Origin of the sequence: Cyclobacterium sp., assembly GCF_014762705.1 — a bacterium.
Lineage (GTDB): Bacteria > Bacteroidota > Bacteroidia > Cytophagales > Cyclobacteriaceae > Cyclobacterium.
The window spans coordinates 1-11282 of record NZ_JABURL010000047.1; the positions used below are offsets into that span (position 1 = coordinate 1).

General features: G+C 47.4%; 5 protein-coding genes. All 5 read right to left on the reverse strand.

The features are described 5' to 3' along the window. Positions 1-100: 100 nt before the first annotated feature. The gene (locus HUJ21_RS08780; RefSeq protein WP_291368860.1) at positions 101-2836 is read right to left on the reverse strand and encodes a DUF6797 domain-containing protein; all 2736 of its coding nucleotides are present in this window, start codon (positions 2834-2836) and stop codon (positions 101-103) included. A 69-nt stretch (positions 2837-2905) separates the two neighbouring features. Further along, positions 2906-4447, reverse strand: coding sequence for a sulfatase-like hydrolase/transferase (locus HUJ21_RS08785; RefSeq protein ID WP_291368862.1), 1542 nt, complete (start codon positions 4445-4447; stop codon positions 2906-2908). A gap of 183 nt (positions 4448-4630) precedes the next feature. Beyond that, a complete protein-coding gene (locus tag HUJ21_RS08790) occupies positions 4631-6391 on the reverse strand; it encodes a hypothetical protein (protein ID WP_291368864.1) in 1761 nt (586 codons plus the stop codon). A 26-nt stretch (positions 6392-6417) separates the two neighbouring features. Next, complete coding sequence (locus tag HUJ21_RS08795) at positions 6418-7896, reverse strand: SusD/RagB family nutrient-binding outer membrane lipoprotein (protein ID WP_291368866.1); 1479 nt, start codon at positions 7894-7896, stop codon at positions 6418-6420. 50 nt (positions 7897-7946) lie between these two features. After that, positions 7947-11135: a SusC/RagA family TonB-linked outer membrane protein gene (locus HUJ21_RS08800; RefSeq protein ID WP_291368868.1), complete on the reverse strand. Its 3189-nt coding sequence runs from the start codon at positions 11133-11135 to the stop codon at positions 7947-7949. Between the last annotated feature and the right edge of the window lie 147 nt (positions 11136-11282).

Consider the following 11282-nt stretch of genomic DNA (forward strand, 5'->3'; position numbering starts at 1 on the left):
CGAATATTCCAGAAAAATAGCCGCATAAAAAAGGCTGCCCTTTTCGGACAGCCTCATTTAAGCTAATATGCCTTAATGTTTTTTAACTGAAATTGACCGCTTAAATAGCAGCAGCCTCCCCCAACTGGTGAATGGTATTCTGGACCAGGCCTTCCACTTCATCTCCTTTTTCACTTTTTAGCTGGTAATTGATTTCCATCACCCAGGTGGGTTCGATATCAGGCATTTTTAACTTCACAGATTTACCATCTGCTCCCAGCTCGGCAGCAGTAATGGTCAAATTCTTTTCGTTGTAATGCTTGGAGCCGTATTTTCTGGACCGCAACAAATCCCAGGTGGCCACTGAATAGTTGGCCAAGTCCTGCACACTGCTCTCATCCATTTTTTCCGAAAAAGTCAACAATATCCCATCCTGCTGCGCCTGAATGCCTACCGGTATATGCACAGGCTTATCGGTCATCCGGATGCGGTAAAGTCCCCCCAACTGGGGCTGGGTAGATCCCCAGGCGGACAAGCCGCAGAGGTACAGGTGCCCGTCATCCTGATTGAAGCGCCCGCGCATTACACCCGTAGCAAATCGGGGCAAAGGTAACTCGACAATACCCCCCTGAACCTGTCCGTCCACTTTTTCAAAAGGCACCAGATACACCTTGCCATAGCCATAGGAAAAACTCAATAATTTACCGTTCAGAGGCCCCCATTTTTCGCTGTCCACCCATAGCAGTTCTGAAGGAGAACGGTCTCTTTCCCTTTCCACCCATACCAGCGGCTGCTCCATCCCGGAATCGGTACTGTCTGCAGGTGGGTCAAAGCCAAACATGTTTCCGTAAAATCCCCCTTCTTCTACCCAGTTGATCCTGTTCATGGGATTCCAGTGTCCTTCCTGATCCGTAACGATAAAGGATCCATCGGGATTAAGACATACACCGTTTGCTGCCCTGAATCCGGTAGCGATAATTTCCGTATGCTCACCGTCCGGGCTAACTTTGATCAGGGTGCCATGCTGCGGAACCAATGCTTCCCTGGCATGCCGGGCACTTTTGGCATAATAGAGGTTGCCCTCCGCATCGGCCTGGAGTCCCATGGCAAATTCATGAAAATGGTCGGTTACCTGATGGTCGTTGTTGAAACTTTCGTAAAAATCTGCTTCGCCATCCCCATTGTAATCATGCAAACGAACGATTTGATCCCGGCAGGTAACGAAAATCTCTTCATCAATCACCTTGATTCCCAATGGCTGGAACAAACCGGAAGCAATTCTTTGCCAGGTCAGGGTATGCTTGTTCTCAGTAAAGCCTTCCACCAGCCATACATCCCCGTCCGTTGCGCATACCACTGCTTTATTTCGATCCCGGAAAAAGTCCAGTCCACTCAGACGTAGTTGGTTTTTCCAGGGACTATTGAAAGGCGGGTTGAGGATATCCACCTGAAAGGCACCCTTCTGCTCTCCCTGCAGAATATTGGTTTCCAATAGTTGCGGAAAACGAGCCGGACCTCCCTTGGTGTATTGCTCCAGGGAAGCTGGAAGATCCGAGGATTTGGCCCATTCTTCCAGGCCGGAAACGCTTGAAGCGGCCATGAATATTTTAATCTTTACGGGTTCGGAAGCAGTTATATTTACAACCTGGAAACCATTTTCTTCAGCCAATACTGCTCCCTTTCCAGTCAATGCCACTGCAGCGCCCAGAGGAGCTACCCGCATTTTCAAGAGGCCTTCCGCTGGCTCGATATTCAATGTACGGATAAAAACCGGTTGATGCTCCAGTGAATCCAGTCCAAAAGTTTCCAAAACCCGGGCTTCACCAACCGTATACGTCATGATAAGGCGGTTTTCGTAAGGATAAAGCCCTTCAAAATGTGTCCATTCTTTGGGAAGGGGTCCAAATCTCCTTCCATCTCTTGCCAAAAATCGGGGATCGGCAAAAGTACCCGTCTCAGGATGTGCCCAGCCCGGACCTGTCTCATTTTCCACATGCAGCTTGCCGATGGTCCTCGGTGAAATATTGTGCTTTTCGTTGAACAATATAGCTTCCCAGTCGATAAATCCATCTCCTGTCCAGGCTCCTGCTACACGCATCAGGTCATGGTCAAACATCATCCAGGCTTTACCTGCAGCTACCCCACCGGGGCCATTGTCCAGCCTTACAGCTATTCCTTTATAGGCAAAATTCGCATCCCCAAAGTCTTCATCGGGAAGGGGTTGTACCGGGCCGGTGGAGCGTTCCCGGGGAGGAGCACCCTCATCTACCAGTTCATAGGTGTTGATTAAAAAATTCCCGTAATCCATCTCTTCCCAGGGTTTATATTCCCTGGGCTCGGGCCCTCTACTTGTACCTTCCGGCAAACTGGCCAGGTATTCCTCATTGATGTTAAAATACTGCGCGGGATTTTCCTTTGAAACAAAAGTTTCTCTAATGTAATGAATGACATCATATTTTTCCACAGGTGTCAGATTGACCTGAGGAGGCATAGCACCATGCCCGCGAGTGAGGGTTTGGTAGATGGCATAAGGATCCTCGCCCACTTTAAAGGTGTCGGCCCAAAATTTAAATGCGGTAGGAAGGGAGCCTTCCTGTTCCGGATTTCCGTGACAGGTAATGCAGGTGTTGGTATAGATATGCTCTCCGGTACGCATGGACTCTCCATGCCGGTCTCCCAATGCTTGAAGCAGGCCCTTGTGGTCGATGTTTTTTTCGTAGTCCGGTAAATCGGATTCCTGAAGAATAAAACCAGCACCAGCAACGTCCGATACCGACACCTTATCTGAGCTCTTTTGGCAGGCCAGGAATAGCAATACAATTATTGGGATGTACCAGGCAGTAAATTTTACATTCATAAGATTAAGAAGTATTCTATTTTCAAAATATAATTCAAATCCGACTAATAAAAAACATTTTTTATTCGATTAATTGGGGATTCTGCCCCACCAGGGACCTTCGTCCCTGATATCCAGCCACAGCTGCTGCATTTTAGGAATCAATTCCAAATAGGTGGCGTATTCCTGTTGGGCAATATCAGTGGTTTGGCCAGGATCATTTTTAATGTGGTACAATTCAAAAGTATCCGGAACGGCTGTTTTTAGCCAATCCACAGCAGGAAAATTTCCTTCCTTCGGGATAAGGTCAAAAATTTCCCGTCTGGGGGCAAGCTTGCCCACGAGAACATAATCTTCGTAGCGCATGGCCATCTGCGCCATACCCGGCATGTGGGATGAATTCAATAGAAAAAACCAAATCGGCAAAACCTCTCTTTCGTAGTCCTTTCCCAGAAACGCATTAAATGCATCCGTCCCGTCAATGGTTCTGTCTTTAGGAACAGCGGCACCTGTCAGTTTACAAATGGTAGGTAAAAAATCGGTACCATTAAATAATTGATTGCTTACTGTTCCGGCAGGAATGTGTCCCGGCCATCGTATCAATCCCGGTACCCGATGCCCTCCTTCATAGGGAAAACGCTTCATTCCCCGCAAAACTCCAGGGGTGCCAAAGCATTTGTCCCGGATGGGGTCCTCCCATTCTCCGTGAGATTCCTCCAGGGTAACTGGGTATTCAGGACCGTTGTCACTGGTAAAAACAACCAGCGTAGAATCCCTCAGGCCCTGCTTATCAATAAACTGCATCAAGGCACCAAAGCTATCATCTACCTGAGATACAGTACCATAGTATTCCTTTGCATATTGAAAGATATCCTTTTCCGGCCGCTTCACACCCCCATAGGAAATCTGTTGGGTCAAGCTTCTCAACGCTACCGTATCATACATGCTGGCAAAATCTTTGGGAGGATCTATTGGGGTGTGCGGCTCGTTGGTAGAAATGATGATAAAAAAGGGTTTGTCTTTATTTCTTTTCCCGGAGATCCAATCTGCGGCTTCCCGGGACACGATGTCTACATACCAGCCTTCCATAGGCCCTTCGGGAACACCATTCCTTATGAATTTTTCCGGATTCCTGGGTCCTGTCCCAAAAGCATTGACCGAAGTGGCCAGGGAATAGTCAAAACCCATTTCGTTTACCGAAACTTCCTCCGGAGATTCCAATTTGGACAAATGCCATTTGCCGAAAAATGCGGTTTCATAACCCTCTTCCTGCAGCAATTCAGGCAGGGTGATTTCATTTCTGTCCAGTGTGGTACCAAAAAAACCAGCAATATTGTAGAATCCGCTGCGATACCCGTTTCTTCCGGTGAGGATAGCAGCACGGGAAGGGGAGCAAACCGATGCAGCCGAATGCATATCTGTCATCCTTACCCCCTCTTTGGCAAATTGGTCCAAATGAGGTGTTTTGATAAATGGATGGCCGTAACTACCCAGATCACCATAACCCAGGTCATCGGTGAGAAAAATGATAATGTTTGGACGGGGCGGAGCTTCATTTTGGGAACGGGCGGAAATGACAGTAAAATTCAAAAGAACCAAAAACATCCATATCCATTTTTTATTCCCTATCATAATCCGCATCTTGTCGGGTCTATGTGTCAAGGTAAACCACAATATATTGCCAGGACAGCAGGTTAAACAAAACCCAAAAGCTACCGGCATCTTTTGGGTATTTGTTGGTGATTATAGTGACTAAAAAGAGGGGTGATTAAGCAACTTTTAGTCAGCCGGTAGTATGTTTTTCTAATATTTATCCTATAAATCAGCCAATCGAGGCAATTTTGACCCATTGGAAGCAGTCATCTTCCTTTCCTGGCGCACCACAATGGGCACATAGCCCACTTCCATGCCTGCCGGGGGTGTCAGTATAAGTACAGGATCAATGGCTACCAGTTCTCCCGTTGTAGGTGGAGCCATATAAGTTTTGTCAATGGTCCAGCTTTTATGGATCTTTTCTACAATGGCCTGTAAGGCTTCTTTTTCCTCCCTGCTCCAGTCAAACTGCTGAAAAGAAGGCTGATCTATAAAGCGGTACCATTTGTAGGTTACTGTAGAGCCATCTTTTAAATCAACCGAAAATGCCGCTGAAGCCGGACCTGGATTGGCCCAGGCACCGGTTTCGGGGGAGGTGTAGGCGAGGTCTTTGTCAATCCTGAAATTTCCCGGAACGATTTCATTACCATCCCTCCAATTGATGTATTGTTCCTCGGTTTCGGCAGAAGCAAAAGTACTGGCTTTTAGTTCGGCCGGAACGTCCTCGTCCGGAATGGGTATGCGCAGATCTCCTTCCTGTTTGAAATATTGTGGGAAAAGGCCTTTGGCACCAAAAGGATTTTCCTGCCATTGCAAACCAAATGCATTGGTCTCATTAACGATGGTTTCTACCACATTTTCCAATTTCCCCAAGTGCGTACCACCGGCATTTAACTGGGCTCCCTGGTCCAGCGAAATTTTCCTGGGGCTGATATCAGGTTTCCAGGAATGGGCTTCACTAAATGCTCCTGATACGGCTTCTCCACCCTTTTTCCATTTCTTTACCGGATTGAACAAGGCATCTTTGGAGTAATAAGTGACATCCTGGACAAGGACTGATCGGCCATTTTCATCCACCGGAAACTGCAACTGGGGAATTTTGATAAACAAGTCACCCTCTTCTGTCTTCATTTCGAAGGAGGGAACGGTATTGATTTCCATGGCTCCGCCACCACCCATGGTCCCTTCCCTTGCATCTAGTCCCATACCTTCTATGGCAGGATAATCTTCGGATAACCTGCTCCACATTTCTGGGATGTAATAGGCCACAGGGCCTTTGAAATTCGCTGCATTGAGAAACAAAGTCCAGCTTTGGTCTCCTGTAGGTGGCGGGCCGTCCCTCTTCTCCGTAAGCGGGAGCATCATGTGCGTGTAACCCAAAAACTTACCGTCCAGATCCTCCACAAAGGTAATCCCATCTGGAGGCACCACTATCCGGTTGCTCAATTGGGCAATACCCAGTTCATCCTCCGGTAGGGCTTCCGCCCGGTAGAAGAAAGGCCAGCCAGGAGAGGCAATTTCCGAATTGTAGCAATTGGGTACACCGTTCATGCTGAATTTGGGTGGCCCATAATGGTAACGATTTCCGCGCCAATAACCCAAACCGCCCTCCTGGGTTTGGAAAACACTGGCCCATGTGGGGCCTCTGGGCTCCCAGGTTCGGGCTATGGTACCCTCAGGGCAGCAGGGAATATCCTTGTTATCCGGATTGTCCGGAATAATCCAGTTTCCCGGCAAACCTATCTGGAAGCCCGCCAGTGGTTTTTCCACCAAAGGCCAGACGGCAGTATAAAAGCCAATCCCAGCTCCAAAGCCATCCGGCCGCCTCGGCGAACTGTAGCCAATGTACCCGTGAAGTCCATTTGCTCTTTGCGAAATCTCATACCTGACACTTGTTGATTTTTTGTTTATGGGCCCGGATAAATGAACGATCATTCCACTGATTCCCAATAACAATGCACTTATTAAAATTCGTAGATACATATTGTTTTATAAGATTTATTGCATTCCTATTCCACACCTGTCCGGGTATCCCACCAGAGCTGTATGCCATAAAAGATATCCTCTTCTTCAATATCAGAAGGAAAGCTTTGGTTATGGGCAATTTCATTTGCTGGATAAGACATGCGGAAAGGTGGCCGGTTATGGCTGCTGGCATAATCATTGGAAACTTTGTCCAGCAAAGGTACATCTGTTCTTCTCACCTCGGCCCATGCTTCCACACTTTGCTTGTAAAGGGCAATCCAATTCTGTAACCGGATTTTTTCAAGATTAGTTGAGGAGCCGGAATCCCAGGCCACACCTGAATTTTGCAGGTAGGCATTGATCATTTCCGGTTCGACACCATTTTCTTCCAGGGATACTTCAATGCCTTTCTCATAGGCTTCCTGGCTACTGCCTCCGGAAACCAGCCCCCTTTCATAAGCCTCCGCCTTGATAAACCATACCTGAGATGCATTCATAAAGGGGGAAAAACCCATATCATCGTAACCAAAGCGATCCCCAATATGGGACACATTTGCATTGGAGTTCATCGGGTCGCTGGTCTGCCCTATGCCCATTTTGTAACCGTTGAAAACGCCATTCTGATTCCTGTCCGCATAAACCGGAAGGCGGGGATCGTCCAGGTTTTCCAGTAGGTTTATCAAATCAAAATTGGTCCTGTACTGGTCATTTTTATTGGTGGGAGTTCCCAATCTTTGCCTCCAGGGCTCTATGTTGGAGCTTACTCCCGGCCAGTTTAAATAAGCATTGTCCGTGTGTTCCTCGAATACCGGATAGGTAGCGGGATTCCCTAAAATTTCACCTATCACCGCTGCTGCATCCTGAGGAGCGACAGAAGACATGCGCATGGCTACTCTCAGCCTAATGGAATTGGCAAACTTTTTCCATTTCATGATGTCTCCTCCATAAATAAAATCCCCTACTCCCAGTGCCATGCCATTGGGATCGAGCATGGTATTGGCTGCTGCCAATTCAGAAAGAATTTTATTGTACACCACCTCCTGAGAATCAAATTCAGGGCTCAATATCCCCTCTGCATCCAATTGAAAGGCTTGCGTATAAGGGATATCTCCCCACATATCCGTTACCTGATGGGCCGTATAGGCCTTCATGATCAGGGATACGGCCTCCAGATTTTGATTTCCCTCTTCCCTGGCGATGTTACCTGCATCCACAAAATACGCCATGGCCCTATACAGGTTATCCCATTGTCCGTTATTGATATCTACCCGAAACTCGTAATCTCCTGCGCCAATGGCAGCCAGCTGACCAGACCAGGTTCCCGCATAATAGATTCCTATCCGCTCGCCAAACAACTGACCGGCCACTACTGTCATGCCTGCACCAAGTACATTACTGGCGGGCACCTCTGATGGCTGGTTGGGGTTGATGTTCATTTCATTCCAATCTTCCGTACATGCCGTGCATAGCAGCACAGCAAGTAAAACCAAACCGGTTAATTTAGATGTTATTATATGTTTCATTTTAAGGACATTTAGCAAATTATCAATTTTTCCCTTTTTGCAGGCAACCCTCAAAGGGAAATCCGCAAGTTAAATCCATAGGAGCGGTTTGTTGGAGGCATAAAGTTTTCAAACCCGGTACCTGCTTCTCCACCGCCCATCTGAGATGCGGATTCCGGATCAAGTCCAAGCTCCCTGGCTCTTGCACTTCGGTGCAGAATGGCCAGATTTCGGCCAAAAACAGAGACGTTTACATTTTGTAATTTCCAGATATTGAAACGATAGCCAAAGGTCAATTCCCGAAGCTTGATAAAGGAACCATCCACAATAGAGTATTCATGGTTGTTCCATACCCAGGAACCGTTGTAATAATCCTGAGCTGAAATGCGGATATCATTTGGGGAGCCATCTCCTTTTACGCCATCTACAATAATTCCTTCTTCCCTGACATTATTTTGAACGGTGTTCTCAAAAGCCCCGGTAGGGTAGGAATGCCACATTGTTGTACTAAAGAAATCGCCGCCCATTCGGAAGTCAAACAAACCGCCAAAGGTGAAATTGCGGTACCTGAAGCTGTTTTGAATGCCGCCAATCCAGTCCGGGGTAACATTTCCCAAAATCACCTGTTGATTGGTGGTCATGGGGGTACCGTTGGGACTGATCATGATATTGCCATTATCATCCCGTACATAGGGAAGGCCGCTCAGGTCGCCCCAGGGCTGTCCTGGAGTGCCCACCAGGCGCACTCCGCCAAAACCGGAGCTGATAGTGATATTTTCCAAGCCCTGATACAATGACACCACCGTGCTGGTATTTTTTGCCCAGTTTACCGTGGCATCCCAGGAAAAGTCTCCTCTTTGCATCATCCTGGCCCGTAAGATCAATTCTATACCCTTGTTTTCGATCTCAGCCGCATTGATCAATTGAGATGCATAGCCGGTGGATCTGGCTGTTGGCACCTGGAGAATCATGTTCTCCGTTACCTGCCGGTAATAGGTGGCATCCAGAGATAGCTTGTCATCAAAAAACCGTAAATCAGCTCCCAACTCAAAGGAAGTAGTCATTTCGGGTAAAAGGTTGGTTGGTGGTTTTACCGCCGTGGGGGTGAATAAGGAAATATTGTTAAAAGAAGTCGTTCCATAGGTACCCATAAGCTGGTAAGGGTCTGTATCAGATCCTACCTGAGCCAAACTGGCACGCACCTGGGCATGGCTGAAGATAGACGAATTAAAATCCAGGGCATCCGAAAGCGTAAGGGCCATGTTTACCGAAGGATAGAAATAAGAACGGTTTTCTACAGGCAAGGTAGAACTCCAGTCGTTTCTTCCAGTGGCACCCAGGAACAAATAGCCTTTATAGCCCAGTGTTGCAGAGGAATAGATACTGTAGGTTTCCCGAAGGCTTTCAAACATACCTGTACCAGGTGTACCCCTTACATTGGAAATATTGAATAGGTCCGGAACTGCCAGGTCGGGAGCACTTAGGGAAAGGGAGTTGAATTTGTTCTGCCTGAAATTACCCCCTACCAAAGCTACCAGTGAGAAATCATTGGCAAATTGCTTATTGATGTTCAGCCTGATATCGCTGTTAAATTCCTGTCTGCTTTGATCTGAAAGCGAGAACTGTCCTCCTCTATTATTGTTGATGTTGGCTCTGGTTCTGGAGAGGGTAATGGATTCCCGCTCTTCATTGTAATAATCCATGCCCGTAACCCAATTGGCCGAAAGCCAATCATTAAGCTGGTAGTCTATATTGACATTTCCAAAAAACCGCTGCCGGTTCATGCTGTTGGTGTTTTCCAGCTCATAATAGAAATTATTGGCGTTCAGATTGTATCCACTGCCCATTTCATTGCCATGCTCCTCATAAACTTTTTTAACCTCGTCCAGGGGAATATTCCGGAAAGCGCCCCAGGCCAGCTTGGTCATGGAACCATAAGAAACCACCGGGATATTATCACTGAAGCGGTTGACATAATTGAAGTCTGTACTTACCTTCAGTTTGTCGGTTGGCAGCAAAGTAAGACTTGCATTAAACGTGTTAACGGTTTGGTCAGTATTGAAAAAGGTACCATTCATCTGCCGGTTGGAGAAGGCAACCCGACCATAGGCTTGCTGGCCCTTTGCAGTTACCGCCACCTGATTGACAAAGTTTCTTCCAGTCTGAAAGTAGTGATCATGGATATTATTAGGCATGGATTCCCAGGGGCTGTTAGGGCCTTTAACCCATTGGTCCAGCAGCAATCCGGCATCATAGCGAGGACCCCATGAAGTGGCGTTCTCATTAATTCCACCGCCTATACCGTCTACATAGTTGTAACTGTTTTGCTTGGCATATTCGTTGTAACTCAGGTTGGAGCCGGGATTGTTTTCCAAATATTGCTGCCAATCGTACTCTCCGCCCCTTTGTCCGGGTCCGTATTCGTTTTGGAAATTCATAAAAAAGCTGGGGACGTCGAAAACCATAGAAGAGTTCAGTTCCACTCCCAGGCCCATTTTTCCTTGCTTCCCTTTTTTGGTTTCAATTAAAATGACACCATGTGTGGCCCTGTTGCCATAAAGTGCGGCTGCATTGGCTCCCTTCAACACAGTAAGGGAAGCAATGTTTTCCGGATCGATATCGGCCGCTGTATTGCCATAATCCAACCCACCTGCACCTCCCAGGTTGCTGCTGCTGTTGTCGATGGGAATCCCATCTACCACAAAAAGAGGCTGATTACCCGAAAAAGAAGCATTTCCCCTGATGACTATTCTGGAAGATGCTCCTACCTGGGAGCCGCTGTTGGTCACCTGTACCCCGGCGATTTTTCCACTCAGGGAGTTCACCAGGTTAAAATCATTCGCTGAAGTCAGGTCTTCCGGTTTCAATGCCTGGACGGTATAGCCCAATTCCTTTCTTTCACGCTGAACACCGAAAGCGGTAACCACCACCTCGCCCAGGGCCTGGGAATCTTCCCGCAACACCACATCAAGGGTACTGCGGCCATTGATGTCCAGGTTTTGGGATTCAAAACCGATAAAGGAGAAGGCCAGGCGCTGTGAACCTTCGGGGACATTGAGGTCGTACTTTCCTTCGACATCCGAAACCGTGCCGGTAGTGGTACCCACCACCAATACACTTACACCGGGCAAGGCATCGCCGGCTTCATTTTGCACTGTGCCGCTCACCCGGTTCTGTGCGTAGGCACCGGTGAACAACAATAAGAGCCCAAGGCACAAAGAAGCCTTGCGGGCCAGGGCATGTAGGGTAAAGTTTTTCATATGGTTATAATTTGTTTTTTTAGCGGTCACATGGAATCTCGCAACGTAAATCATCCTCTTTTTTGTCGATTACTTCATGCTCGATTTCATATGCGTTGGTTAAGAGTTAAAGGATAGGCTAAGATAGATTGTAGTCTGCTTTTTTGT

Bases quoted from the DNA above. Each gene is read 5' to 3' on its own strand.
- HUJ21_RS08780 (WP_291368860.1), bottom strand. From the start codon at position 2,836: ATGAATGTAAAATTTACTGCCTGGTACATCCCAATAATTGTATTGCTA.
- HUJ21_RS08785 (WP_291368862.1), bottom strand. From the start codon at position 4,447: ATGATAGGGAATAAAAAATGGATATGGATGTTTTTGGTTCTTTTGAAT.
- HUJ21_RS08790 (WP_291368864.1), bottom strand. From the start codon at position 6,391: ATGTATCTACGAATTTTAATAAGTGCATTGTTATTGGGAATCAGTGGA.
- HUJ21_RS08795 (WP_291368866.1), bottom strand. From the start codon at position 7,896: ATGAAACATATAATAACATCTAAATTAACCGGTTTGGTTTTACTTGCT.
- HUJ21_RS08800 (WP_291368868.1), bottom strand. From the start codon at position 11,135: ATGAAAAACTTTACCCTACATGCCCTGGCCCGCAAGGCTTCTTTGTGC.